The sequence below is a fragment of the Alcaligenes sp. Marseille-Q7550 genome (assembly GCF_965112015.1).
In genome coordinates this window covers 71,766-96,011 of sequence record NZ_CBCOPU010000001.1, presented here as the reverse complement: position 1 = coordinate 96,011, position 24,246 = coordinate 71,766, and the positions used below count along the sequence as shown (strand labels likewise).

The following is a 24,246-nucleotide window of genomic DNA, read 5'->3' as shown; positions in this document are numbered from 1 at the left end:
CAGTACGTGTTGGTTCCATAGCCAGATTTGATCGATCAGATATCCAGATTCCCCACCTGCAAGGCATGGGTCTCGATGAAGGCCCGGCGCGGCTCGACGTTGTCGCCCATCAGCGTCGTGAAGACTTCGTCGGCGTGCATGGCGTCGGCGATCTGCACGCGCAGCAGACGGCGCACGGCGGGGTCCATGGTGGTTTCCCAGAGCTGCTCGGGATTCATTTCGCCCAGGCCTTTGTAGCGCTGCTTGCTCAGGCCGCGCTCGGCCTCGGACAGCAGCCACTGCATGACCTCGCGGAAGTCGTCCACGCGGGCCTCGCGGCGCTTGTCGCCTTCGCCGCGCACGATGACGGCGCCCTCGCCGATCAGGCCGGCGAAGATCTCGCCGGCGCGCGCCAGCGTCTGGTGGTCGGCGCCGCGCACGAAGTTACGGTCAAAGACCGTGACGCGGATATTGCCGTGATGCAGGCGCTGCACGATGACGCGCCAGGCGTCGCTGGCCTCGTCGTAGGCCGCGAAGACCTTGACCGCATGCGGAGCCGCCTCGTCGAACAGGGCCTGCTGCAGGTCCCGGGCGCTTTGCTCGGCCTGCTCCTGGCCTTCCAGGTTCAGCTTGACGCCTTCGGCCAGGGCCGAGAGGGCGTCGCCGTCCATGTGGCGCGACAGGCGCTCGATCACGCTCTTGGCCTTGACGTAGCGGTGCGCGTACTCGGACAGAGGCTCGCCGGTGATGGGCTCGGCGCCCGCGGCCGGCGTCAGCACCGCATCGCGCAGCGCCAGCTTCAGCATGAATTCGGCTTCCTCGGCGTCGTCCTTCAGGTACATTTCCTCGCGGCCGACCTTGACCTTGTACAGCGGCGGCTGGGCGATGTAGACGTAGCCGCGCTCGATCAGCTCGGGCATCTGGCGGTACAGCAGCGTCAGCAGCAGGGTGCGGATGTGCGCGCCGTCCACGTCCGCGTCGGTCATGATGATGATGCGGTGGTAGCGCAGCTTCTCGATGTCGAAGTCCGGACCGATGCTGGTGCCCAGCGCGGTGATCAGGGTGGTGATCTGCTCGCTGGAGATCAGGCGGTCGAAGCGCGCCTTCTCCACGTTCAGCACCTTGCCGCGCAGCGGCAGGATGGCCTGGAACTTGCGGTCGCGCCCCTGCTTGGCCGAACCGCCGGCCGAGTCGCCCTCCACGATGTAGAGTTCGCACAGGGAAGGATCCTTTTCCTGGCAGTCGGCCAGCTTGCCGGGCAGGCCGGCGCCTTCCAGCACGCTCTTGCGGCGGGTCATCTCGCGGGCCTTGCGGGCGGCCTCGCGGGCCCGGGCCGCTTCGATGATCTTGCCGCACAGCGCCTTGGCATCGTTCGGATTCTCGAGCAGCCAGGTCTCCAGGGTGCGGGCCACGGCCTCTTCCACGGCGGGGCGCACTTCGGAGGAGACCAGCTTGTCCTTGGTCTGGCTGCTGAACTTGGGCTCGGGCACCTTGACCGACAGCACGCAGACCAGGCCTTCGCGCATGTCGTCGCCCGACGTATCCACCTTGGCCTTCTTGGCCAGCTCATTGTCCGCGATGTACTTGTTGATCACCCGCGTCATGGCCGCGCGCAGGCCCGTCAAGTGCGTGCCGCCGTCGCGCTGCGGGATGTTGTTGGTGAAGCACAGCACGGTTTCCGCATAGCTGTCGTTCCACTGCATGGCCACTTCCACGGTCACGGGCACGCCGCCGGCGTTCGATTCGGTGGTGACGTTGAAGACGTTGGGATGCAGCGCCGTCTTGTTGCGGTTGATGTACTCCACGAAGCCCTTGACCCCGCCCAGGAAGGCGAAGTCTTCTTCCTTGCCCTGGATCTCGTCGACCAGGCGGATCTTGACGCCATTGTTCAGGAAGGACAGTTCGCGCAGGCGCTTGGCCAGGATCTCGTGGTGGTACTCGATCTGGGTGAAGATTTCCTGGTCGGCCAGGTAGCGCACGCAGGTGCCGGTGCGCGCTCCCGCTTCGCCGGTGACCGCCAGCGGGGCGGTGCGCTCGCCGCGGCGGAATTCCAGCTCGTGCACCTTGCCGTTGCGCCAGATGGTCAGACGCAGCCATTCGGACAGAGCGTTCACGCAGGATACGCCCACGCCGTGCAGGCCGCCGGACACCTTGTAGGAGTTCTGGTCGAACTTGCCGCCGGCGTGCAGCTCGGTCATGACGATCTCGGCGGCGCTGCGCTGGTGCTCGTCATCCTTGTGGATGTCGGTCGGGATGCCCCGGCCGTTGTCGCATACCGAAATGCTGTTGTCCGTGTGAATGGTGACCACGATGTCGTCGCAATGGCCCGCCAGGGCCTCGTCGATCGCGTTGTCCACCACCTCGAACACCATGTGATGCAGGCCGGTGCCGTCGGACGTATCGCCGATGTACATGCCCGGGCGCTTGCGCACGGCTTCCAGGCCCTTGAGCATCTTGATGGAATCGGCGCCGTAATCGGCTTGCTGGGTGGTCGTGGTTTGTTCGGTCATAGCGTAAAACCTTGTAGTTGCCTGTCTGCTTCAAGCCGGCGCAGCCCGGCGGGCCGCGCCTGTGGGAACGAACGCATCAGATGCGCATCGGCATGACCACGTATTTGAAGGCTTCTTCTTCGGGCAGCGTCATGAGCACCGACGCGTTGGCATCCGGCTTCACCGACCAGCGGACGGTCTCGTCCTTGATGTTGGCCAGCACGTCCAGCAGGTAGCTCACGTTGAAGCCCACATCCAGGCTTTCGTGTTCGTAATCGATGTCCAGCTCTTCGACCGCCTCTTCCTGCTCGGCGTTGGACGCCGAGATCTTGAGCTGGTTCTGGGACAACTGCAGGCGCACGCCGCGCAGCTTGTCGGTGGTCAGGATGGCGGCGCGCTGCAGGCTGCCCTGCAGGGCCTCGCGGCTGACATCGAAATGACGGGTGTAGTTGGAGGGGATGACCCGCGCGAAGTCGGGGAACTTGCCCTCGACCAGCTTGGAGATCAATTCCACGTCGCCGAAGCGGAAACGGATCTGGCCGCTGGCCACGTCGATCTGCACGGGGTCGTCTGTTTCGGCCAGCAGGCGCTGCATCTCCAGCACGGTCTTGCGCGGCACGATGACGTCGTGGCGGGCCTGGAAGCCGTCGATGGCGGGGGCGTTGGGGGGCAGGCGGTGGCCGTCGGTGGTGACGGTGCGCACGAAGCCGGGCTCGAACACGAACAGCATGCCGTTCAGGTAGTAGCGGATGTCCTGCTGGGCCATGGCGAAGTGCACCGTGTTGAACAGGTGCTTGAGCGTGCGCTGCGGCAGGCTCAGGGACACGTCCCACTGCTCGGGCTGGTTCAGGGTGGGGAAGTCCGCGGCCTCCAGCGTCTGCAGCTGGAAGCGGCTCTTGCCGGACTGGATGGTCAGCTTGCCGCTGTCCAGGCCCAGCTTGACCTCGCCGAAGTCAGGCAGCGCCTTGAGGATGTCCAGCAGCTTGCGCGCCGCCACCGTCGTGGCCGCCGTGTCCCCGCCCACGCCGAAGTCGGCGCTGGTGGTGATCTGCACTTCCAGGTCCGTCGCCAGGAAGGAGACGTCCGGACCATACGTGCGCAACAGGATGTTGGCGAGGATGGGCAGTGTATGACGGCGTTCCACAATGCCGACGACGGTGGACAAGGGCTTGAGCAATGCGTCACGGGTCGCTTGAACGAGTTGCATGGTCATCCTTTGAGAGTTTGTTCCAGTACGTGTAATGCGTGATTCAGTTCGGCTTGCTTGGTGCGCGCGTCGGATATCTTGCGCACGGCGTGCAGCACCGTGGTGTGGTCCCGTCCGCCGAAGAGATCGCCGATTTCCGGCAGGCTCTTCTGGGTGAGCTCCTTGGCCAGGTACATGGCCACCTGGCGCGGCATGGCGATATTGGCCGGGCGACGCTTGGAGTACATGTCGGCGACCTTGATCTTGTAGAAGTCGGCCACGGTCTTCTGGATGTTCTCCACCGTGATCTGCCCGTTGGAGACCGACAGCAGGTCCTTCAGGGCGTCCTTGCACACCTCGACCGTCAGCACTTCGCGGCCGTGGAAGCGCGCGTAGGCCGATACCTTGCGCAACGCCCCTTCCAGCTCGCGCACGTTGCTGCGCAGGTGCTTGGCGATGAAGAAGGCGACTTCCTCGGGCATGGCGATGCCCTCGGTCTGGGCCTTGCGCAGCAGGATGGCCACGCGCATCTCCAGCTCCGGCGGCTCGATGGCCACCGTCAGGCCCGAGTCAAAGCGCGAGATCAGGCGGCTGTCGATGTTGGCCAGTTCCTTCGGGTACGTGTCCGAGGTGATGATGATCTGCTTGCGCTGCGCCACCATGGCCTCGAAGGCGTAGAAGAATTCTTCCTGGGTGCGGTTCTTGCCGGCGAAGAACTGGATATCGTCGATCAGCAGCAGGTCCAGCGAATGATAGTAGCGCTTGAATTCGTCAAAGGCCTTGCGCTGGTAGGCCTTGACCACGTCGGACACATACTGGTCCGCATGCACGTAGCGCACCCGCACGCCATTGCCGCTGGCCACCAGCGCATTGCCGATGGCGTGGATCAGGTGGGTCTTGCCCAGGCCCACGCCGCCATACAGAAACAGCGGGTTGTAGGACACGCCCGGGTTTTCCGCGACCTGCAGCGCGGCGGCCCGCGCCAGCTGGTTGGCCTTGCCGGTGACGAAGTTGTCGAAGGTCAGGTCGGCGTTCAGCCGGGAGCGGTCCTGCACCGCTTCGGCGGCGGCCGCCAGGGCCGGGTTGGCGGAGACGGGCGCAGGCGCGGGCGCCGCGCCCGATTCGCCGGGCTCGACCGCGGGCGCGGCGCGGTCGGCCAGGGCGCGACGAGGCGCCGCGCTGGCCGAAGGCAGCTCGAACTGCACCGTGACGGGACGTTCGTAGAAGTCCGAGGCCAGCTCTTCGATGCGGGTGGCGAAATTCTTGCGGACCCAGTCCAGCTTGAAACGGTTGGGAGCAGAAACACGCAGCACCCCGGCTTCGTCGTCGAAGTCGAGCGGGACCAGTGGACGTATCCACGCGCTTATCTGTTGGGGGGGAAGCTCCTGTTCCAGTTTCTGGACGCAGGACTGCCAGAATTCATTCATCGGTCTTCACTTCAGTAAACCTCAATTCTACCCTGTCCTGCCCCAAGTTATCCACAGGCCGTACAAATATGTTTGAAGCCGCGCCGCTAAACGATTGACACGACACAAAAAATTTGCTGAAATGGTGGGCTTAACACGAATTTCTGTTGCCAGATCCCCGGGACATCGCCTTGGGGGTGGAAAGATTTCTGCGATTTCTGGCGGCTCTTTTTCTTTGGACACACCATGAAACGCACTTACCAACCCTCTGTTACCCGTCGCAAGCGTACCCACGGTTTCCGCGTTCGCATGAAGACCCGCGGCGGCCGCGCTGTTCTGAACGCACGTCGCGCCAAGGGTCGCAAGCGCCTGGCTGTATAAGCCATGACGGGATGCGTGGTCAGGGAGCCTCTGAACAAGTCCCCGCGCCGCGTGCCTTTGCGGATTCGGGCGGTCTGCCGCGTTGCAAATCCTCGCGATAGCCAAGCTATCGCTGCGGTTCACGCCTAGCATCCCATCCCGACCCGCAACGACCGCTTACCGCTCGACTTGCTCAGAGGCTCCCCGCGTCCCAAACTGCCTTGCGCATCATGCGTGCCTCCTTTCCAGCCACGGCTCGCTTGCATAGCCCCACCGAATACGCCCAGTCCCTCAAGGGGCAGCGCGTAGGTCGCGGGGCTTTGTTCGTGGTCACCCGCTCTCGCGCCGGGGCCGGCGAACGTCCCGACGACGGGGCGCGCCTGGGGCTCATCATTCCCAAGCGCTTCGCCGCCCGCGCCGTCACCCGCAACACGATCAAGCGCATCATCCGCGAGACCTTCCGCCACAAGCGCGCGCATCTGCCCGATGCCGACTACGTCTTCCGGCTGCACGGCAAGGTGCCGCTGGTCTCGCTGACCGCCCTCAAGCAACTGGTGCGCGACGAAGCCGACGCGCTGCTGTCCCGGGCCCGGCCATGATGCGCAGGCTGGCCTCGGCGCCGATCCGCTTCTACCAGTTCTTCCTGAGCCCCTGGATCGGAAGAAACTGCCGCTTCACCCCCAGCTGTTCCAACTATGCCTTGCAGGCCATCGACATTCACGGCCCCCTGAAAGGGCTGTGGCTGGGCGCTCGCCGCATCTGCCGCTGCAACCCCTGGTGCCAGGGCGGCCACGACCCCGTGCCGCCGCCTCACCCGGACAACCGCAACACACCCTGACCCGTCCTGGCCGACGCCTTGTTTTTACGGACAAATCCCCTGTTTGCCGGCCAGCTACGTTAAACTGCTAAGCTTTTGCTCAGCTTTATAAATGTGATACAGGCGCTATGGATATCCGACGCACCATCCTTTGGATGATCTTCTCGTTTTCACTGCTGCTGCTGTGGAACAACTGGCAGGAATACAACGGCAAGCCTTCGCTGTTCGCTTCCACTCCAGCCACCACGCAGACGCAGGCAGCTCCCGAGCCCGCCGCCGACGGCAGCGTGCCCGCCGGCCACCAGCCGACCGCCCCCGCCGCGCTGCCCGCGACCAACAGCGTCGTGTCCGCCTCGGCCCAGACCGTGGACATCACCACGGACGTGTACAAGCTCAGCTTCAGCACCGAAGGCGCCCAGTTGATCAAGGCCGAACTGCTCAAGTACGGCTCGCCCGAAGCGCCTGAGCAGCCCATGGTGCTGCTGGACAACTCCGCCGGCTCCACCTACCTGGCCCAGTCCGGCGTGGTCGGCGCCGCCGGCCAGAACCTGCCCAACCACCTGACGCCCTTCACCCTGGTGTCCACCGAGCGCGCCCTGACCGGCGACTCCCTGGACGTGGTCTTCGAAGCCACCTCCGGCGACGTCAAGGTCACCAAGACCTACACCCTGCACAAGGGCCGCTACGACATCCAGGTGCGCCACGACATCCAGAACCAGAGCGGCGCCGCGATCTCGCCCACGCTCTACCTGCAGCTGACCCGCGACGGCAACAATCCGCCCGATTCCTCGCGCCTGTACAGCACCTTCACCGGTCCCGTCGTGTATTCCAGCAACGACAAGTTCCAGAAGGTCACCTTCTCGGACATCGACAAGAACAAGGCCAGCTACGCCCGCGACGTGGACAACGGCTGGATCGGCATGGTGCAGCACTACTTCGCCACCGCCTGGGTGCCTGCCCAGGACGTCAAGCGCACCAACGAAGTCCTGAAGCTGGGCAACAACCTGTACGCCGTGCGCACGCTCGAACCCGTGGGCGCCATCGAGGCCGGCCAGAGCAAGGCCGTGGACGCCGCACTGTGGGTCGGCCCCCAGGACCAGAAGGCCATGTCGCAACTGGCCACCGGCCTGGACCTGGTGGTGGACTACGGCTGGCTGACCATCATCGCCAAGCCGCTGTTCAAGCTGCTGACCTGGCTGCACGCCCTGCTGGGCAACTGGGGCTGGGCCATCGTCGCCCTGACCGTGCTGATCAAGCTGGTGTTCTTCCCGCTGTCGGCCGCCAGCTACCGCTCCATGGCCAAGATGAAGCAGTTCGCGCCGCGCATGCAGGCCCTGCGCGAGAAATTCGGCGACGACAAGGCCAAGCTGAACGCCGCCATGATGGAAATGTACCGCACGGAGAAGATCAATCCCCTGGGCGGCTGCCTGCCCATGCTGGTGCAGATCCCCGTGTTCATCGCCCTGTACTGGGTGCTGCTGGGCAGCGTGGAGATGCGCGGCGCCCCCTGGATCCTCTGGATCCACGATCTGGCCGCGCGCGATCCCTGGATGATCCTGCCCGCCATCATGATGGGCACCATGTTCCTGCAGATCAAGCTCAATCCCACCCCGCCTGATCCTATGCAGGCCAAGGTCATGATGCTGATGCCTCTGGTGTTCGGCGGCATGATGTTCTTCTTCCCGGCCGGCCTGGTGCTGTACTGGTGCGTGAACAACATCCTGTCCATCGCCCAGCAGCGCTACATCACCGTCCAGATCGAGAAAAAGAGCGCCAAGGCTGCCCACAGCTGATCCAGCCCGCGCAAGCCAGAACCCCGCCGAACCGGCGGGGTTTTTTTTCGCCGGGCGCCTGAACGCCGAGCAGCCCCTGGCGGAAAGCGCGCCTCCTCGGCGGACAACAAGCCCAAAGCGCAGCGCGGGGACCTATTTTGCCCTTCAGACATGGCTTCAGGCTATGCTCAGGAAGAGGTCGAGTTCGCGATAGCCAAAACCTATAATTTCACTTAGTTCATTCAATTTAACTAATTTCGACAGGGCAGGTAGACTGGTTCCAACTTCTTAACACGACCCATACTCCGGGTCAGCTTCCACGGAGAATCGCCATGAGCAACAAAACCCTGACGACCGCCGCCGGCCGCCCGGTCGAGGAGAACCAGAACTCCATGACGGCCGGTCCGCGCGGACCGGTCCTGATGCAGGACTTCTGGCTGCTGGAAAAACTGGCCCACTTCGACCGCGAACGCATCCCCGAGCGCGTCGTGCACGCCAAGGGCTCGGGCGCCTTCGGCACCTTCACGGTCACCCACGACATCAGCCGCTACAGCATGGCCAAGGTCTTCAAGCCAGGCAGCAGCACCCCCGTTTTCTTACGTTTTTCCACCGTAGCCGGTGAGGCAGGAGCCGCAGATGCAGAACGCGACGTACGAGGATTCGCCATCAAGTTCTATACCGAAGAAGGAAACTGGGACCTGGTGGGCAATAACACTCCTGTCTTCTTTATACGGGATCCACTGAAGTTCCCCGACTTCATCCACACCCAGAAACGCGACCCGCGCACCCATATGCGCAACATGGCGGCGGCCTGGGACTTCTGGTCGCTCTCGCCCGAATCCCTGCACCAGATCACCATCCTGATGAGCGATCGCGGCCTGCCGCGCAACCTGCGCCAGATGCACGGCTTCGGCTCGCACACCTACAGCCTGATCAACGACCAGGGCCAGCGCCACTGGGTGAAGTTCCACTTCAAGTCGCAGCAGGGCATCGCCAACTACACCAATGCCGAAGCCGCCGCCGTGGTGGGGCAGGACAGGGAAAGCTCGCAGCGCGACCTGTACGAGAACATCGAGAAAGGCAATTTCCCGCGCTGGTCGCTGCGCATCCAGGTCATGACCGAAGAGCAGGCGCGCAACTACCACATCAATCCCTTCGACGTGACCAAGGTATGGCCGCACGGCGACTTCCCGCTGATCGACGTGGGCGTGCTGGAACTGAACGAGAACCCCAGCAACTATTTCGCGCAGGTGGAGCAGGCCGCCTTCACGCCGGCCAACCTCGTGCCCGGCATCGGCCATTCGCCCGACCGCATGCTGCAAGGCCGCATCTTCTCCTACGGCGACACCCAGCGCTACCGCCTGGGCGTGAACCACGGCCTGCTGCCGGTCAACGCGCCGCGCTGTCCCTTCCATCACAGCTACCACCGCGACGGCGCGATGCGCGTGGGCGACAACCAGGGCGGCACCATCAACTACGACCCCAACAGCCAGGGCCAATGGCAGCAGGCCCCGCGCACGGAACCGCCTCTGGCGCTGGACGGCCAGGCCGCCGATCACTGGGATCACCGCGTGGACGATGATTACTACACGCAACCGGGCAATCTGTTCCGCCTGTTCAATGATGAGGAAAAACAACGCCTCTTCAGCAACATCGCGGACGCCATGGCCGACGTGCCCAAGGAGATCATCGAGCGCCAGCTGGGCCACTTCCGCAAGGCGGATCCGGCCTACGGCGAAGGGGTCTATGCAGAGCTGAAAAAGCGTGGTACATTTCAAGTACAGTTTTAGCGAACTGGCTCCTTAGGGAGCATTAACCCCCCAACCGCAAGGTTGGGGGGTTTCTCTTTTTCGGGCTTCGGGCCCCCGCGGCAAGTAGACCGCAAGCGTGAAAAAACCCGGCCGAGGCCGGGTTTTCAGCATTCAGGCGCTGCGCATCACTGCTGCAGGTAGCCCGATTCCTTGATGATGGGGCCCCAGGTGTCCAGGTCCTCCTGCACGGTGCGCGCCAGCTCCTGGCCGTCTCCAGAGGAAGGACGGAAGCCGATAGGCACGATGGCCTTTTCGATCTTGGGGTTCTTGGCGACCTCGTTGAAGGCTTCCTGGAACTGCTTGACCAGTTCGGGCTCCATGCCGACGGGAGCGAAAATCCCCATCCAGCCCGAGGCCTCCAGATTGCCGTAGCCCATTTCCACGAAGGTCGGCACGTCCTTCAGGATGTCCAGGCGCTTGGGACCCGTGATGCCCAGCACGCGCACCGAACCGGCCGCCACGTGCTCGGTGATCATGCCCACCGCATCGATGCCGGCGGGGATGTGGTCGCCCAGCAGGTCATTGATCAGCGGCGCGCCGCCCTTGTAGGGCACCGGCGTCATCTGGATGCCGTTCTTCTTGGCGATGCTGTAGCCCAGGAACTGGGGCGCGCTGCCGGGCGCGGGAATGCCGTAATGGCCGTACTTCTCGGGCTCCTTGCGCACCAGCTCCACATATTCGGCCAGGGTATTGGCCGGCGTGGTCTTGCCCACCACGAAGATGTGTTCGAACTTGGCGATGACGGCCACGGGCAGGAAGTCCTTGACCGGATCGTAGGTGACGGTCTTCACCGTCAGGGGCAGGGTGGTCATCATGTGATTGTTGGCCACCAGCAGAACGGAGCCGTCCACAGGCGAGCGCAGAAAGCCCTGGGCCGCCACCTGGCCGCCTGCGCCGGCGCGGTTGTCCACCACCACGTTCACGCCCAGCTTCTCGCGCAGTTCTTCGGCATAGACCCGCGCCACGGCGTCGGCCGTGCCGCCGGCCGGATAGCCCACCACCAGCCGGACCGTGTCCGGCAGCTTGGCCGCCATGGCCATGCCCGTCGCCAGGGCCAGCGAGGCCCCTGCCAGAACCTGCACCCATTTCATCTTCATCGCTCAGCTCCCCGGCGTCTTCATGACGCTTTTAAAGTTCAACCAAACGTCCATGCCCTTCCCGGACATGGCGACTCAACAGTGCGGCGGCCGTCAGCACATCCTCGAAAGCCAGCCCCAATGACTTGAATATCGTGATCTCCTCGCGGTCCAGACGGCCCGGCGCCTGTCCTTCCAGAATGGCGCCCAGCTCGGTCAGCGGCGTATCGGCGCTCAGCCAACCCTCCCGGCAGGCGTCCAGGAACTCTCCGGACTCGGTGCGGGTGGACTGGGCCCGGTCCACGAACAGGCGGCCCGCCGCCATAGTGGGGCCGTCCAGCTCGCGGCTGGCAGGGGTGCTCGATCCCATGGCCGTCACATGCGTGCCCGGCCGCAGCCAGTCGCGCTGCAGCACGGGCGTGGCCGAACTGGTGGCGGTCAAGACCAGATCGGATTGTGCCACGGCCTGCTCGGGCGCCACATCCGCAAACAGGGGGCAAGCAATATAAGACTGGGCCTCTTGCATAAAATGACGAGCCGACGCCGGCGATCGCGTCACCACGAACACCTTGCTCAAGGCGCGCACCTGGGCGACGGCGCGCAGTTGCCACAAGGCCTGGTGGCCGCCGCCGAACAGCGTCAGCACGCTCGCATCGGGCCTGGCCAGCAGGTCCGTGGCCAGGCCGGTCACCGCCGCGGTGCGCAGGGCGGTGACGCTGCTGGCGTCCAGGATGGCGCGCGTCTCGCCCGTGCGGGCGCTCATGAGCAGCACGCAGCCCTGGTGCGGGTCCTTGCCCAGACGCACATTGTCCGGGAACAGCGTGCCCATCTTGGCGCCGTACAGGGGCTCGGGGTAGATCTCGGGCAGGTCGATGCAGGCCGGCATCATGCCCAGAAAGCCCGCCGCCAGCGGACTGCGCACGATGGTGCGCAGCGGCTGGTCGATCCGACCCTGCTGCATGGCGGCAAAACCCTGGCGCATCAATTCAATGGCCGCGCCCAGCTCCAGGCCGCCAAACACCTCGTCGGCGTTGGCCACATACACGGAATGGTCCATGGATCACCCCCGCGCCAGCGGCGTGGTGATGTGGCGCACATAGGTGTCCGTATCCGTATTGGAACCACAGAACAGCACGCCCACGCGCTGGCCCGCCAGACGGTCGCGCAAGGGATGCATCAAGGCGGCGGTGGCCACGGCGCACGCCGGCTCGGTGGCCATCTTGAACTCCTCGAACAGGAAATGCATGGCCGAACGGATCTGGTCCTCGGTCACCGTCTCCAGGGCATCGATATTGTCCTGGCAGATGCGGAAGCTGAATTCATCGGTGTGCGGGGCCATTAGGCTGTCGGCGATGGACTGCATGGCGCCGATCTTCTGCGGCTGCCCTGCGGCGCGGCTGAGCGCCATGACGCTGGCGCCCGCGGGCTCGATGCCGTAGACCACGCAGTCGGGCTGCCACAGCTTCACCGCGGCCGACACGCCGGCCGCCAGGCCGCCGCCGCCGATGGGCACCAGCACCGCGTCCAGCTTGCCGGCCTGCTGCAGCCATTCATAGCCCAGCGTGGCCGTGCCCATGACGGTGGGGTAGGAGCTGAACGGGTGGATGAAGCTCATCTGTTCGTCGCGTTCGATCTGGCGCACCAGCTCGAAGGCCTGCTCGCCATTGTCGGCGAACACGATGTCCGCGCCGAACTGGCGGCACAGGGCCACGCGGGCCGGGCTGGCCGTGCTGATCATGACAGTCTTGGCCCTGACGCCCATCTCATGGGCGGCGTAGGCCACGGCCACGGCGTGGTTGCCGGCGGACACGCAGGTAACGCCCCGGCGGCGCTGCTCCTCGGACAGGCTGAGCAGATTGTTGAAGGCGCCGCGCGCCTTGAAGGTGCCCGAGCGCTGCAGGTGTTCGAACTTGAAATTGACCGAACTGTCCAGGCGCCGGCTGTCGTAGTCGAACACCGGCGTCTGGCGCACATAGGGGCGCAGGCGCTCATGCGCCCGCGCCACATTTTCCTGGGTAACTTTTTCTTGTGTCATGGTTGTGTCTCTGAAACCAGCCTCTGCGGGCTGTCAGGGCCGGACGGCCTGGGTGCGGATCAAGGCCCGCAGAAACTGCTCGCACTGCTCGATCTGGGCCAGCTCCACGTACTCGTCCGGACGATGCGCCTGTTCGATATTGCCCGGACCGCAGATGATGGACGGCACGCCGGCGCGCTGGAACAGGCCCGCCTCGGTGCCGTAGGCCACCTTGCGCACGGTGTCGTCGCGCGTCAGCTCGCGCACCAGCTTGGTGATGGCCGCCTGCTCCTCGGGGTTCAGGCCGGGAGCGCTGGCCAGCTTCTCCAGCTCCACGGCGGCGTTGGGATGCTCGCGACGCATGGCGGGCAGCACCTGGCCTTCGATGAATTCGCGGATCTCCTGCAGAATGGGCTCGGGATCGACGCCGGGCAGGTTGCGGTACTCGAATTCGAACTCGCACAGGTCCGGCACGGTATTCAGGGCGATGCCGCCGCGGATCATGCTGGTCTGCAAGGTGGTGAAGGGCACGTCGAAATCGTGGTCGTAGGGGCCCAGGCTTTTGTAGTCGTCGGCCAGCTCGCGAATGGCCGTGATGATGCGCGCCGCGTATTCGATGGCGTTCAGGCCCTTGGGCGTCAGCGAGGAGTGCGCCGCATGGCCGTGCACCCGGCAACGGTAGGCATTGATGCCCTTGTGCGCCACGATGGTGCGCATGCTGGTGGGTTCGCCCACCACGCAGCCGTCGGGGTTCACGCCGCGGCGCACCAGATCGTCGATCATGACCGGGGCGCCCACGCAGCCCACTTCCTCGTCGTAGGAATAGGCCAGGTGAATGGGGTGCGCCAAGGGGGTGGACAGCATTTCGGGAACCAGTTGCAGGGTCACTCCCACAAACCCTTTCATGTCGCAGGCGCCGCGGCCGTACAGGCGGCCGTCGCGCACTTCGGGCTTGAAGGGATCGCTGGTCCAGTTCTGGCCGTCCACGGGTACCACGTCGGTGTGGCCGGAGAGCACGATGCCGCCCGTGCGGCGGCCGTCGGCCGCGGGAATGGTGGCGAACAGATTGGCCTTGCGTCCGCTCGGGTCGTGCGTCAGCACCGTCTCCAGGCCCTGCAGGTGCAAATAGGTTTGCACATCATGGATCAGGCCAAGATTAGATTCACGGCTTGTCGTATCATAAGCAATCAGCTTTTTGATCCAATCGACCGAGCTGGAGGGATAAACAGTAGGATCAAACAACGCAGTCATGCCTTTTTTCTCCTGACGTAAACCTTATATCTTACATACGATAGGACAGAGTTTTCGTATAAGAAAATTAATAATATCTATAAAACAAGCTTCCTTTATTCTAATAGGTTATGACAAAAGATTCGGCAAGCACCGCGCCCAACCTGTTGAGCAAAACGGCGATGGGGACGCGCATCCGCGATGAACGCAAGCGACAGGGCTTGACCCTGTTGATGCTGGCTCGCCTGTCCAATGTCTCCCTGTCCACGCTGTCCAAGGCCGAACGCGGCCTGATCGGCTTGAGCTACGAAAAATTCCTGGCCGTCAGCCGCGCCCTGAAGATGGATCTGTCCGATCTGTTCAAGACGCCGCGCGACCAGAAGGAATCCGGCCTGGACATCCTGGTGGGACGCGCCTCGCGCACCGTCACCTACCACGCCCATCGCTATGAGTATGGCATGCTGGCGTCCGAATGGATCAACAAGAAGATGATCCCCATGCACGGCCGCGTGCTGGCCGGCCAGCCGCGCGACGCCAGCGACTTCAGCCAGCACCAGGGCGAGGAATTCATCTTCGTGATCGACGGCCAACTGACCATGCAGTTCCAGGACGGACGACGCCACGTGCTGCAGGCGCGCGACAGCATCTACTTCGACAGCAACCTGGGCCACATCTACCTGTGCGAGCACGGCGAGAGCGTGGAAATCCTGGTGGTCTGCGTCAACGACAACTGAGCTGACCTGCTGCCGGGCTGACTTCCGATTCCGCGCAACGGCATCGTGCATACCGCCCTCACAGCGTGGGGAATGCTTCTGTGCGCCTCCATTACAATAGCCCCATCCCGCCATTTCCGTTTTTCCGACATGTCCAGTTCCTCTCCCATCGTGGCCATTGCCACCGCCCCCGGCCGGGGCGGCATAGGCGTCGTGCGCGTCTCCGGCAAAGCGCTCGCTCCCCTGGTGCAGACCCTGTTCGGCCGCGAACTGCAGCCGCGCCACGCGCATTTCCTGCCCTTCAGGGACGCCCAGGGCCAGACCATCGACGAGGGCATCGCATTGTTCTTCAAGGGCCCGCATTCCTACACGGGCGAAGACGTGCTGGAACTGCAGGGCCACGGCGGACCGGCGGTGCTGCGCCGCGTGCTGGACCGCTGCCTGCAGGCCGGCAGGGAACTGGGCCTGCGCCTGGCCGAACCGGGCGAATTCACCCAGCGCGCCTTCCTGAACGATCGCATGGACCTGGCCCAGGCCGAGGCAGTGGCCGACCTGATCGACGCTTCCTCGGAGGCCGCCGCGCGCAGCGCCGTGGCCTCGCTGTCGGGCGTGTTCTCCGACAACATCAATGCCTTGGCCGATCGCATCATCCACCTGCGCATGCTGGTGGAAGCCACCCTGGACTTTCCCGAAGAAGAAATCGACTTCCTGGAGAAATACCAGGCCGCGCAGACGCTGCAAGGCATACAGGACGAACTGGACCGCATCCTGCAGCAGTCGCGCCAGGGCGCCATCCTGCGCGAAGGCCTGCACGTGGTGCTGGCCGGCCGGCCCAATGTGGGCAAGTCCAGCCTGCTCAACGCCCTGGCCGGCGAAGAGGTGGCCATCGTCACCGACATCGCCGGCACCACGCGCGACCGCGTCATGCAACTGATCCACATCGAAGGCATCCCGCTGCACATCGTGGACACGGCCGGCCTGCGTGACACAGACGATACGGTCGAGCGCATCGGCATCGCCCGCACCTGGGACGAGATCGCCAAGGCCAACGTCATCGTGCACCTGCTGGACGCCCGCCAGCCCCAGGACAGCCTGGACGGCGCCATCACCGAACGCCTGCCCGCGCACGTGCCCGTGCTGCGCGTCTACAACAAGATCGACCTGCTCACACCCGAACAACAGGCCGCCTTGCCCGCCCAGGAAAACGGCGCCACCGTGCTGCCCATCTCCGCCCGCCGCAAACAGGGCCTGGACGAGCTGCGCCGCACCCTGCTGGACATCGCGGGCTGGAACCCCGGCAGCGAATCCCCCTGGCTGGCCCGCGAGCGCCACCTGCGCGCCCTGGAACGCGCCGACCACCACCTGGGCCTGGCCGCCGAACACGCCGCCCACAGCGACCAGGTTCTGGACCTGTTCGCCGAAGAACTGCGCCTGGCCCACCTGGACCTGTGCTCCATTACCGGCGAATTCAGCAGCGACGATCTGCTGGGGGAGATCTTCTCGAGTTTCTGCATCGGGAAGTGAGGTGGAGTCCATGGACATCCACTGACGTCTGATGGTGTGGCCTTAAACCGCGTAAACAAAGGAATTTTCGTCTTCTGAATGATTCGGTGATACAGTCAAAGCCACTCACTTTTATGTCCAAGTTTGGTTCCAAGTAGCTGGATTCTTGTCTTTCATCCTTCTACTTGGACATACGGAGGATGAGATGGCACTGACCGACACCGCGCTCAAGGCACTCAAGCCCAGGGACAAGACCTATACGGTCACCGACGACCGGGGGCTGTATGTGGAGGTCTTCCCGACCGGAGGCGTCGTCTGGCGCTACCGCTACCGGCTGAATGGCAAGTACGAGAAGCTGACGCTCGGCAAGTACCCCGCGCTGACGCTGAAGAACGCTCGCCTGAAGCGGGACGAGGCGGCCCAGCAGGTGGCGATGGGCGAATCGCCGGCAAGGAAGAAGCAGCAGGAGAAGGTGGCTGGCGCAGAAGACGCCACCGTGGCCGAATTCGCCGAACGCTTCTTCAAGGACATCCAGTCACGCGACCGCAAGGACGTGATCATGCCTCGCCGCTACCTGGAAAAGGACATCCTGCCGCACATCGGCAGCAAGCCGGTTCGGGACATCACCGCCGAGGACGTGCGCGACGTCATCTGGCGCAAGAAGGAACAAGGCTTCGATGCCGCCGCCGGCCAGGTACGCGGCCTGCTCAAGCGCATGTTCGACTACGCGCTGACCTGCGGCCTGATCCAGGCCAACCCGGTCATGGCCCTGCCGATGCGGCACGTCTACCGCGCCGCCGCCCGCGACCGGGCGCTGACGCCGGACGAAATCCGGCAGTTCCTGCGCGCCATGCAGGCTTCTAACATCCGTCGCCAGTTCAAGATCGCCTTCCAGTTGATCCTGATGACCCTGGTGCGCAAGTCCGAGCTGATGCTGGCGCAGTGGAAGGACGTGCATCTGGACGAAGGCGAATGGCACATCCCGGTCGAAAACTCCAAGACCGGCAAACCGCACATCGTCTACCTGTCCACCCAGGCGCAGACGCTGTTCAAGGAACTCAAGCCGCTGGCCAGCAGCAGCAACTGGGTGCTGCCAGGGCGTGGCACTCTGGCCAAGCCCTTCGCCAACAATGCGCTGAACCAGGCGCTGAAGGTGTCATTGCAGGGGCAGGAGATCCCCGCCTTCACCATCCATGACCTGCGGCGCACCGCATCGACGCTGCTGCACGAGCAGGGCTGGCCTTCGGATGTGGTGGAAAAGGCGCTGAACCACACCATCGGCGGAGTGCGCGGTGGCTACAAACGGGCCGAGTACGCCGAACAGCGGCGTGAGATGTTGCAGGCGTGGGCGGATTACGTCGACAGGCTGGCACCGTCGGGGAATCTGGTGATCGGTGTCGCTTCGGCTTGAGGGCGGCCCTTTCCTTTTCCGGGTAGGGCCGTTGTCCCTTGGGGGCCATTCCCTTGTCCCTTCCATTTCCGGCCAGCGTGCTTGACCACCAATGATTATCAGGCACTGATATGATTGTGACCTGACATGTCATTGGATCGGAAACCATGAAGCGCTGCATTGTCGGTATCCGACGACCGGATAGCCCGCCCCCGAAAAAGAGCGAGATGCCCAGCATCTGGTTCCCCTCTCTGGCGTGGCTGGCTGCCGTGCTTTCCGACGACAACCGCCGCCTGTTACGCCTGATCCACGACAAGCAACCCAAGTCCCTGACCGAACTGGCCGAACTCAGCGGGCGCAAGGTGCCGAACCTGTCGCGCACGCTGCGCTTGATGGCGGACTATGGCCTAGTGTCGCTGCAACGCAATGTCCGGGATGTGCAGCCGACTGCGCTAGCGACCGAATTTTTGGTCGTGCTGGATTGATGGCTATGAATACGAGAGGGAATGCAATGGCACGGATGTGGATGGTGCGAGGCGAAGGCGGAAGCTTGTATGACGCCTTTCGAGAACGCGGCGTAACTGCCGTGGGCTGGAATCAATTGGCAGCCCATGCCAAACCCGGTGTCGGACGCAAGCAGTTAATCGCCCTGTACCAGTCTGCCGAACCACAGGCAAAACAAGGCACAGTGGTATCGGGTGCATCCCAAGTCTGGCGTTTCGTCAACGACATCCAGGATGGCGACTGGGTCATCACCTATTCGCCAGCCAATCGCCTGTACTCGATCGGTAAGGTCACGGGACCAGCCGAACACCACCCTGAGTGGGCCGAACAAGGCATGCCACTGGCGCGCAAGGCGCATGGGCAAACGCAGGAAGTACCGCGGGACAGGTTGGGCACCAGCACAGAGAACAGGGTGGGCCCGACCATGAGCCTGTTCGAAGTGCCATCCAGCGCAGCAACCGAAGTTTTGGCAGCACTGAATGGCAAACCAGTGCCGGTTGTGGAAGATGAAGCAGAGGAAGTCATCGCCGATCCACTGGCCGACATTGAGTCCCAGGCGCTGGAGCGCATCAAGGATCGGGTCAACGAACTCGACTGGGACGACATGCAGCAACTGGTCGCCGGCATCCTGCGCGCCATGGGCTACAAGACCCAAGTTTCACCACCTGGCTCAGACCGGGGCAAGGACATCGTCGCATCGCCCGACGGCTTCGGCTTCGAACACCCGCGCATCGTCGTAGAGGTCAAGCACCGCAAAGGGCAGATGGGCAGTCAGGAAATCCGTAGCTTTCTCGGTGGCCGTCACAAGGATGATCGTGGGTTGTACGTCAATACCGGCGGCTTCACCAAGGACGCCCAGTACGAAGCAGATCGAGCGGCCATCCCGCTGGCCATGTGGACGCTGGACCATGTGGTGCGCGCTCTGATCGAGCACTACGACGCTACAGACGCCGAAACCAAACGAATCGTGCCGCTGAAGCGGCTGTACTGGCCTGCCTGACGCCAGAGGAATAGCAAGTGACTTCCACAGAACAACAGATCGAACAATTCATCGGCACATTGGTTTCCCTTGGCGGCAGCGCGGGCAATCAGCACCTGCTCGAAGCGCTGGGCTGGCAGGACAGCATCTACCAACGTGTCAAGCAGCAACTGATCGACGACGGCCGCATCCGCCCTGGGCGCGGGCGCGGCGGCTCGGTTGCCTTGGCCGAGAGCGTTTCGTCTTTGCCCAAACCCGTCACCGAACCATCAGCGGCCATCAAGCGGCAAGCCAACGAGGCCCGCAAGGAAGACAGGCATGACGCAACACGGAACAAAGACATGAGACCCATCGAACAACAGTTTTTCAACGACCTGGAAAGAAAACTTTGGACCGCTGCAGACAAACTGCGCTCCAACCTCGATGCCGCCGTCTACAAACACGTTGTGCTCGGGCTGATCTTCCTCAAGTACGTCTCCGACGCCTTCGAAGAACGGCAGCGCGAACTGCGCGAGCAGTTCACCCATCCGGACCATGACTACTACATGGACCCGGACGAGTACGGCGGGGCAGGCACCCAGGAGTACGAAGACAACATCGCCACCGAGCTAGAAGTGCGCGACTACTACACCGAGAAGAACGTGTTCTGGGTGCCTCTGGAAGCACGCTGGCAAACCCTGCGCGACTGCGCGCAACTGCCGCCCAAGGCCCCTCTACCTTGGAACAAGCCCGGCAAGGACGAGCCGGAGGAAATGCGCTCGGTCGGATGGCTAATCGACAACGCCATGGAAGCCGTCGAGCGCGAGAACGCCCGGCTGAAGAATGTGCTGAACAAGGACTTCGCCCGCGTGCAGCTCGACTCCAGCAAGCTGGCCGGGCTGATCAGCCACTTCTCGGATACCGACTTCGCTGCCCGCGAATACAAGGGCCAGCCGCTGGACCTGAAATCCAAGGACATCCTCGGCCACGTCTACGAATACTTCCTCGGCCAGTTCGCCCTGGCCGAAGGCAAGAAGGGCGGCCAGTACTACACGCCCAAGAGCATCGTCACCCTGATCGTGGAAAGGCTCCAGCCGTTCAAGGGCCGCGTCTACGACCCGGCCATGGGCTCCGGTGGTTTCTTTGTGCAGAGCGAGGAATTCATCGAACAGCACAGTGGCAAACCGGCCAATGGCCAAGGAAAAAAAGCGACCGGGCAGATCAGCGTCTACGGGCAGGAGAGCAACCCCACCACCTGGCGGCTGGCTGCGATGAACATGGCCATTCGTGGCATCGACTTCAACTTCGGCACCGGCCCGGCCGACACCTTGTTGAACGACCTGCACCCGGACCTGCGCGCCGATTTCGTCATGGCCAACCCGCCCTTCAACATGAAGGAATGGTGGAACGAAAAGCTAGCCGCCGATCCGCGCTGGATCGCCGGCATACCGCCGCAGGGCAACGCCAACGTCGCCTGGTTGCAGCACATGCTCTGGCACCTGGCGCCCACCGGCAGCATGGCGCTGCTGCTGGCCAACGGCTCCATGAGTTCCAACACCAACAACGAGGGCGAAATCCGCAAGCGGCTGGTCGAGGACGACTACGTGGAATGCATGGTCGCGCTGCCCGGCCAGTTGTTCACCAACACCCAGATCCCGGCCTGCATCTGGTTCCTAACCCGCGACAAGCAAAACGGCTTTGCCCTGGACAAGAAAAAGCGCGACCGTCGCGGCGAGTTCCTGTTCATCGACGCCCGCCAGATGGGCTACATGAAAGACCGCGTGCTGCGTGACTTCACCCCGGACGACATCCAGAAAATCGCCGATACCTTTCATGCCTGGCAGCAGGGCGAAGGGTACGAGGATGTGCCCGGATTCTGTTACTCCGCCAAGCTGGACGATGTGCGCAAGCATGAGCATGTGCTGACGCCGGGGCGCTATGTGGGCGCGGCGGAGCAGGAAGAAGATGGCGAACCCTTTGCGGAGAAGATGCAGCGGCTGACGGCGCAACTGGCAGAGCAGTTTACGGAGAGTGCCAAGCTGGAAGCGGAGATCAAGAAGAATCTGGCGGGGTTGGGGTATGGCTGCTGACCAGAAAATCACCGAGGTGGTTGAATTCAATCCACCAAGGGGCATCAAGCGCGGTACTGTCGCACCATTTGTGGATATGGCAGCCCTACCCGAAAACCAGCGTGATATCGCATACGTATCTGAACGCGAATTTTCCGGTGGAGGAGCGCGCTTTCAGAACGGAGACACGTTGTTTTCCCGTATCACCCCGTGCCTAGAAAATGGTAAAACAGCCAAAGTGAATGTGCTGCCTGCGGGATCCATTGCACATGGGTCAACGGAATTCATCGTCATGGCGGCTAAAGCCCCTGAATACGACGAAGATTATATATATTATTTGGCACGCCACCCCGAATTCAGGGCGTTTGCTGAGCGCGGATGGAGGGGACATCTGGTAGGCAGCGCGTATCGTGGCAAGCGCTGTCTGACTTTTGCATTTTTTTTAAAGCAGAAGACGGCATACGAGATCACCCGCGGTCACGTGAGCTCGAGGATGTTTGTAAGGGACAGTTCCTTAAAAAGCTAGACAGAAAGAGCGGCCTAAACCGCCGCATCAGCCAAGACCTCGAAGCTATGGCGCAAGCCATCTTCAAGTCCTGGTTTGTCGATTTCGACCCGGTCAATTCCAGGATCGCCGCCATCGAGCAAGGCGAAGACCCGCTGCGCGCCGCCATGCGCGCCATCAGCGGCAAGACCGACTTTGAGCTCGACCAGATGCCCCGCGAGCACCACGACCAACTCGCCGCCACTGCCGTGCTGTTTCCCGATGCAATGGAAGATTCGGAGTTGGGGGAGATTCCGAAGGGGTGGGGGATCAAAAAACTTGGCGCTGTCACGGACTATTTGAATAGGGGAATTTCCCCAAAATATCTAGAAGATGGCGGGGTTCTTGTTCTCAATCAGAAGTGCATACGTGATTTCAGAGTAGATGAGTCGAAAGGTCGGAGACACGACCCAAGCCAAAGGAAAATTGATGGCAGGACGCTTGAAGTGGGCGATGTCTTGGTCAACTCGACCGGAGTTGGGACTTTAGGGCGAGTTGCGCAGGTGCTTCATCTGAGCGAACCAACCATTGTGGACTCTCACGTTACTGTTGTTCGAGCTGGCGGTGAGATCAATTGCTCATATTTGGGTTGCTACATCAATTGGATGCAGCCCGACATCGAGGCCATGGGCGAGGGTTCTACGGGACAGACTGAATTATCAAGATTGAAACTTGCGGAGTTATCCATGCTTACGCCATGTCAAGATGTATTGAAGGCGTTTGATGTTCTGATTTCACCACTTACGGCAGAAATTTCAGAAAAAGAGCGTGAATCAGTGAAGCTTGCCAAACTCCGCGACACCCTTCTCCCCAAGCTCCTCTCCGGCAAGCTGCGAGTTCCCGATACTGAACGTATTGTGGAAAAGGTGTGACCATGGCAAACGTACGCCGGAAAGTGGACCTTTACATCCTGTCTCTCGGACTGCTCTTCATCTTCTTTATCATTATTTCTGCGGAGCCTCCAGCTTCTTCCTTTTCTTTCAAGGATACCGGGAGCTGGAAAGCCCTAGTGCTGAACAATCCTTTGCCCGTGGTTTCGATATTGGGGTTGCTTTACTGCCTGTTTGCATATTTTCGTTTTGACTTCGATTTAAAAGGCGCTAACGAGATACCTTTTGAAGTCAAGAAGCTGGAAAACATCAACTACGAGCACCTTACATTTCTAGCCACCTATGTGGTGCCACTCATCAGCTTCGATTTCGGCAGCGGTCGACAAATGATTGTACTGGCGTTGCTACTGGTAGTGATGGGGACCATCTACATCAAGACAGATCTGTTTTACGCCAACCCGTCTTTGGCTCTTCTTGGGTTCCATATTTACCGAGCCAGTGGTCATTTCAAGAATGGCGAGCGGGAAGGTATCACGTTGATTTGTCGTGAGCGATTGGTAGAGAACCAAAAGCTTTCCTACATAAAGCTGGATGACAGAATTTACTACGTCAGGGGAACAAAGTGACCGTCGATGAGCTGAAAGCGGCCTTACAGGCCTACTATAACGATCAGACCAATATCGGCGTTTGCGTGTATGCGCTGATGAAGGACGCCAATAATCCAGGTCCTTTCAAGCTGGACATTGAGGCCGATGCGCAGGCTGGCCTTAAGGCCTTGTTTCTACAAAGCCTGTGTGACGAAATTTCTAGCAAAGAGGAACTGTCGGTACTTGCCTTGTCGAGTGCGGATGAGCGAGTCAATGCCATCTATGTTTACGATCTCGATATCCCAGAAGAGCTGACATCACTTGAGGCTGTCATTGCTCAAGATGATCTGCCCATGCTGGATTTGAATGAAAAAAGCCTGTCTTCGATCAAGGCGCTACTCATCGAAATGGGCAACGACATTGGCCAATTGGTTTTGTACAAGACTATGGCTCCCGTCAATATCTTTGGTCGGTCGAGTTTTTTTCTTCGTAAACATGAAAGTCGACTTGAACGGCTGAATGACGAATTTCTGCGCGTCAGTGCCGGATTTCAGATGTTGCGGATTAATGATGCCTTGCTGGTGCTGAATCTTGAAGCACTAGAGCATAATTTCGGGTTCCACGATGTAATCAAAAAGGAGGCTGCATTGGGCATTGATGCCATTGTCTCGGCAGAGTTGGTGACCAATCCGGATGTCTTGCGAGAGCTTGTCGATGATGTGAAATATGCTCGTCGCCTCACCAAGATTGCCAAGGCTTCCCCTGTACTTAAAGCTGGTATTTCAGGAGAAAGCATTGTCCAGTTTTGCCAGACATTCCCCAACCTTGTTGGTCGCATTCGATTTAATGAAGAAAGCAATAAAGTGATACTTGATACCAAGGTATCCAAGGACTTATTCATCAAGGTGTTAATGGACGATTTCCTAACTTCTGAACTCACAAAATTTCATTACGCCAGTGTCGCAAAAGACGCTGTAGAGCCAAGCGTAGAGGAAACCGACTAATGGC

22 protein-coding genes are annotated in these 24,246 nt (G+C 61.9%); 15 read left to right on the top strand and 7 right to left on the bottom strand.

Annotated elements, in window-relative coordinates; genetic code table 11:
- Positions 1-35: 35 nt before the first annotated feature.
- The 3 genes from gyrB to dnaA all read right to left on the bottom strand — a co-directional run bounded on the left by gyrB (position 36) and on the right by dnaA (position 5,081).
- Complete coding sequence (gyrB, locus tag ACWPWO_RS00425) at positions 36-2,489, bottom strand: DNA topoisomerase (ATP-hydrolyzing) subunit B (RefSeq protein WP_454003545.1); 2,454 nt, start codon at positions 2,487-2,489, stop codon at positions 36-38.
- A 76-nt stretch (positions 2,490-2,565) separates the two neighbouring features.
- On the bottom strand, positions 2,566-3,675 hold the full coding sequence (gene dnaN, locus ACWPWO_RS00420) for a DNA polymerase III subunit beta (protein ID WP_454003543.1): 1,110 nt from the start codon (positions 3,673-3,675) through the stop codon (positions 2,566-2,568).
- A gap of 2 nt (positions 3,676-3,677) precedes the next feature.
- A complete protein-coding gene (gene dnaA / locus ACWPWO_RS00415; protein ID WP_454003541.1) occupies positions 3,678-5,081 on the bottom strand; it encodes a chromosomal replication initiator protein DnaA in 1,404 nt (467 codons plus the stop codon).
- Between the two features lie 225 nt (positions 5,082-5,306).
- Here dnaA and rpmH point away from each other — a divergent pair, with 225 nt between their 5' ends.
- The 5 genes from rpmH to ACWPWO_RS00390 all read left to right on the top strand — a co-directional run bounded on the left by rpmH (position 5,307) and on the right by ACWPWO_RS00390 (position 9,799).
- Positions 5,307-5,441, top strand: coding sequence for a 50S ribosomal protein L34 (gene rpmH, locus ACWPWO_RS00410; protein ID WP_003800771.1), 135 nt, complete (start codon positions 5,307-5,309; stop codon positions 5,439-5,441).
- Between the two features lie 209 nt (positions 5,442-5,650).
- Complete coding sequence (locus ACWPWO_RS00405) at positions 5,651-6,019, top strand: ribonuclease P protein component (RefSeq protein WP_454003538.1); 369 nt, start codon at positions 5,651-5,653, stop codon at positions 6,017-6,019.
- Complete coding sequence (yidD, locus tag ACWPWO_RS00400) at positions 6,016-6,258, top strand: membrane protein insertion efficiency factor YidD (RefSeq protein ID WP_454003536.1); 243 nt, start codon at positions 6,016-6,018, stop codon at positions 6,256-6,258. The genes ACWPWO_RS00405 and yidD overlap by 4 nt, the downstream gene beginning before the upstream one ends.
- A 107-nt stretch (positions 6,259-6,365) precedes the next feature.
- Positions 6,366-8,030 carry a membrane protein insertase YidC gene (gene yidC, locus ACWPWO_RS00395; protein WP_454003534.1) on the top strand — a complete coding sequence of 555 codons (1,665 nt, stop codon included), beginning with the start codon at positions 6,366-6,368 and terminating at the stop codon, positions 8,028-8,030.
- A 311-nt stretch (positions 8,031-8,341) separates the two neighbouring features.
- Positions 8,342-9,799 (top strand): catalase, encoded by a 1,458-nt coding sequence (locus ACWPWO_RS00390; protein ID WP_454003532.1) that lies wholly within the window; start codon positions 8,342-8,344, stop codon positions 9,797-9,799.
- A gap of 146 nt (positions 9,800-9,945) precedes the next feature.
- Here the strand turns inward: ACWPWO_RS00390 and ACWPWO_RS00385 are convergent, their stop codons facing one another.
- The 4 genes from ACWPWO_RS00385 to argE are packed head-to-tail and all read right to left on the bottom strand — an operon-like array spanning position 9,946 to position 14,161.
- Positions 9,946-10,917, bottom strand: a complete 972-nt coding sequence (locus ACWPWO_RS00385) for a tripartite tricarboxylate transporter substrate-binding protein (protein WP_454003530.1) — start codon at positions 10,915-10,917, stop codon at positions 9,946-9,948.
- Positions 10,918-10,948: 31 nt separating this feature from the next.
- Positions 10,949-11,953 (bottom strand): ornithine cyclodeaminase family protein, encoded by a 1,005-nt coding sequence (locus ACWPWO_RS00380; RefSeq protein ID WP_454003528.1) that lies wholly within the window; start codon positions 11,951-11,953, stop codon positions 10,949-10,951.
- A 3-nt stretch (positions 11,954-11,956) separates the two neighbouring features.
- Positions 11,957-12,931 (bottom strand): threonine ammonia-lyase, encoded by a 975-nt coding sequence (locus ACWPWO_RS00375; protein ID WP_454003526.1) that lies wholly within the window; start codon positions 12,929-12,931, stop codon positions 11,957-11,959.
- A gap of 33 nt (positions 12,932-12,964) precedes the next feature.
- The gene (gene argE, locus ACWPWO_RS00370) at positions 12,965-14,161 is read right to left on the bottom strand and encodes an acetylornithine deacetylase (RefSeq protein WP_454003524.1); all 1,197 of its coding nucleotides are present in this window, start codon (positions 14,159-14,161) and stop codon (positions 12,965-12,967) included.
- 161 nt (positions 14,162-14,322) lie between these two features.
- On the opposite strand from argE, the gene ACWPWO_RS00365 reads away from it, so the two are divergent.
- The 10 genes from ACWPWO_RS00365 (at position 14,323) to kwaB (ending at position 24,242) form a co-directional block, all read left to right on the top strand.
- Complete coding sequence (locus ACWPWO_RS00365; protein WP_454003522.1) at positions 14,323-14,874, top strand: helix-turn-helix domain-containing protein; 552 nt, start codon at positions 14,323-14,325, stop codon at positions 14,872-14,874.
- A 129-nt stretch (positions 14,875-15,003) separates the two neighbouring features.
- Positions 15,004-16,377 carry a tRNA uridine-5-carboxymethylaminomethyl(34) synthesis GTPase MnmE gene (gene mnmE / locus ACWPWO_RS00360; protein ID WP_454003520.1) on the top strand — a complete coding sequence of 458 codons (1,374 nt, stop codon included), beginning with the start codon at positions 15,004-15,006 and terminating at the stop codon, positions 16,375-16,377.
- Between the two features lie 184 nt (positions 16,378-16,561).
- Entirely contained in the window at positions 16,562-17,767 is a 1,206-nt protein-coding gene (locus ACWPWO_RS00355) for a tyrosine-type recombinase/integrase (RefSeq protein ID WP_454003518.1), read from the top strand.
- Positions 17,768-17,913: 146 nt separating this feature from the next.
- Positions 17,914-18,231 (top strand): HVO_A0114 family putative DNA-binding protein, encoded by a 318-nt coding sequence (locus ACWPWO_RS00350; protein WP_454003516.1) that lies wholly within the window; start codon positions 17,914-17,916, stop codon positions 18,229-18,231.
- A gap of 26 nt (positions 18,232-18,257) precedes the next feature.
- Complete coding sequence (locus ACWPWO_RS00345) at positions 18,258-19,250, top strand: restriction endonuclease (RefSeq protein WP_454006211.1); 993 nt, start codon at positions 18,258-18,260, stop codon at positions 19,248-19,250.
- 320 nt (positions 19,251-19,570) lie between these two features.
- Positions 19,571-21,298, top strand: coding sequence for a class I SAM-dependent DNA methyltransferase (locus ACWPWO_RS00340; protein ID WP_454006209.1), 1,728 nt, complete (start codon positions 19,571-19,573; stop codon positions 21,296-21,298).
- Complete coding sequence (locus ACWPWO_RS00335; protein WP_454003514.1) at positions 21,288-21,803, top strand: hypothetical protein; 516 nt, start codon at positions 21,288-21,290, stop codon at positions 21,801-21,803. Before ACWPWO_RS00340 ends, ACWPWO_RS00335 begins: the two co-directional genes overlap by 11 nt.
- A 47-nt stretch (positions 21,804-21,850) precedes the next feature.
- Positions 21,851-22,693 carry a hypothetical protein gene (locus tag ACWPWO_RS00330; RefSeq protein ID WP_454003512.1) on the top strand — a complete coding sequence of 281 codons (843 nt, stop codon included), beginning with the start codon at positions 21,851-21,853 and terminating at the stop codon, positions 22,691-22,693.
- Positions 22,694-22,695: 2 nt separating this feature from the next.
- Complete coding sequence (kwaA, locus tag ACWPWO_RS00325; protein WP_454003510.1) at positions 22,696-23,277, top strand: anti-phage protein KwaA; 582 nt, start codon at positions 22,696-22,698, stop codon at positions 23,275-23,277.
- Complete coding sequence (kwaB, locus tag ACWPWO_RS00320; RefSeq protein ID WP_285230738.1) at positions 23,274-24,242, top strand: anti-phage protein KwaB; 969 nt, start codon at positions 23,274-23,276, stop codon at positions 24,240-24,242. Before kwaA ends, kwaB begins: the two co-directional genes overlap by 4 nt.
- Positions 24,243-24,246: the final 4 nt, after the last annotated feature.

What these genes read in the sequence shown, in the direction of transcription:
- gyrB (WP_454003545.1), bottom strand. Translation starts at nt 2,489, where the DNA reads ATGACCGAACAAACCACGACCACCCAGCAAGCCGATTACGGCGCCGAT.
- ACWPWO_RS00330 (WP_454003512.1), top strand. Translation starts at nt 21,851, where the DNA reads ATGGCGCAAGCCATCTTCAAGTCCTGGTTTGTCGATTTCGACCCGGTC.
- argE (WP_454003524.1), bottom strand. Translation starts at nt 14,161, where the DNA reads ATGACTGCGTTGTTTGATCCTACTGTTTATCCCTCCAGCTCGGTCGAT.
- yidD (WP_454003536.1), top strand. Translation starts at nt 6,016, where the DNA reads ATGATGCGCAGGCTGGCCTCGGCGCCGATCCGCTTCTACCAGTTCTTC.
- ACWPWO_RS00340 (WP_454006209.1), top strand. Translation starts at nt 19,571, where the DNA reads ATGAGACCCATCGAACAACAGTTTTTCAACGACCTGGAAAGAAAACTT.
- ACWPWO_RS00350 (WP_454003516.1), top strand. Translation starts at nt 17,914, where the DNA reads ATGAAGCGCTGCATTGTCGGTATCCGACGACCGGATAGCCCGCCCCCG.
- ACWPWO_RS00335 (WP_454003514.1), top strand. Translation starts at nt 21,288, where the DNA reads ATGGCTGCTGACCAGAAAATCACCGAGGTGGTTGAATTCAATCCACCA.
- ACWPWO_RS00385 (WP_454003530.1), bottom strand. Translation starts at nt 10,917, where the DNA reads ATGAAGATGAAATGGGTGCAGGTTCTGGCAGGGGCCTCGCTGGCCCTG.
- dnaA (WP_454003541.1), bottom strand. Translation starts at nt 5,081, where the DNA reads ATGAATGAATTCTGGCAGTCCTGCGTCCAGAAACTGGAACAGGAGCTT.
- ACWPWO_RS00355 (WP_454003518.1), top strand. Translation starts at nt 16,562, where the DNA reads ATGGCACTGACCGACACCGCGCTCAAGGCACTCAAGCCCAGGGACAAG.
- kwaA (WP_454003510.1), top strand. Translation starts at nt 22,696, where the DNA reads ATGGCAAACGTACGCCGGAAAGTGGACCTTTACATCCTGTCTCTCGGA.
- mnmE (WP_454003520.1), top strand. Translation starts at nt 15,004, where the DNA reads ATGTCCAGTTCCTCTCCCATCGTGGCCATTGCCACCGCCCCCGGCCGG.
- ACWPWO_RS00345 (WP_454006211.1), top strand. Translation starts at nt 18,258, where the DNA reads ATGGCACGGATGTGGATGGTGCGAGGCGAAGGCGGAAGCTTGTATGAC.
- ACWPWO_RS00380 (WP_454003528.1), bottom strand. Translation starts at nt 11,953, where the DNA reads ATGGACCATTCCGTGTATGTGGCCAACGCCGACGAGGTGTTTGGCGGC.
- rpmH (WP_003800771.1), top strand. Translation starts at nt 5,307, where the DNA reads ATGAAACGCACTTACCAACCCTCTGTTACCCGTCGCAAGCGTACCCAC.
- ACWPWO_RS00375 (WP_454003526.1), bottom strand. Translation starts at nt 12,931, where the DNA reads ATGACACAAGAAAAAGTTACCCAGGAAAATGTGGCGCGGGCGCATGAG.
- ACWPWO_RS00365 (WP_454003522.1), top strand. Translation starts at nt 14,323, where the DNA reads ATGGGGACGCGCATCCGCGATGAACGCAAGCGACAGGGCTTGACCCTG.
- dnaN (WP_454003543.1), bottom strand. Translation starts at nt 3,675, where the DNA reads ATGCAACTCGTTCAAGCGACCCGTGACGCATTGCTCAAGCCCTTGTCC.
- ACWPWO_RS00390 (WP_454003532.1), top strand. Translation starts at nt 8,342, where the DNA reads ATGAGCAACAAAACCCTGACGACCGCCGCCGGCCGCCCGGTCGAGGAG.
- ACWPWO_RS00405 (WP_454003538.1), top strand. Translation starts at nt 5,651, where the DNA reads ATGCGTGCCTCCTTTCCAGCCACGGCTCGCTTGCATAGCCCCACCGAA.
- yidC (WP_454003534.1), top strand. Translation starts at nt 6,366, where the DNA reads ATGGATATCCGACGCACCATCCTTTGGATGATCTTCTCGTTTTCACTG.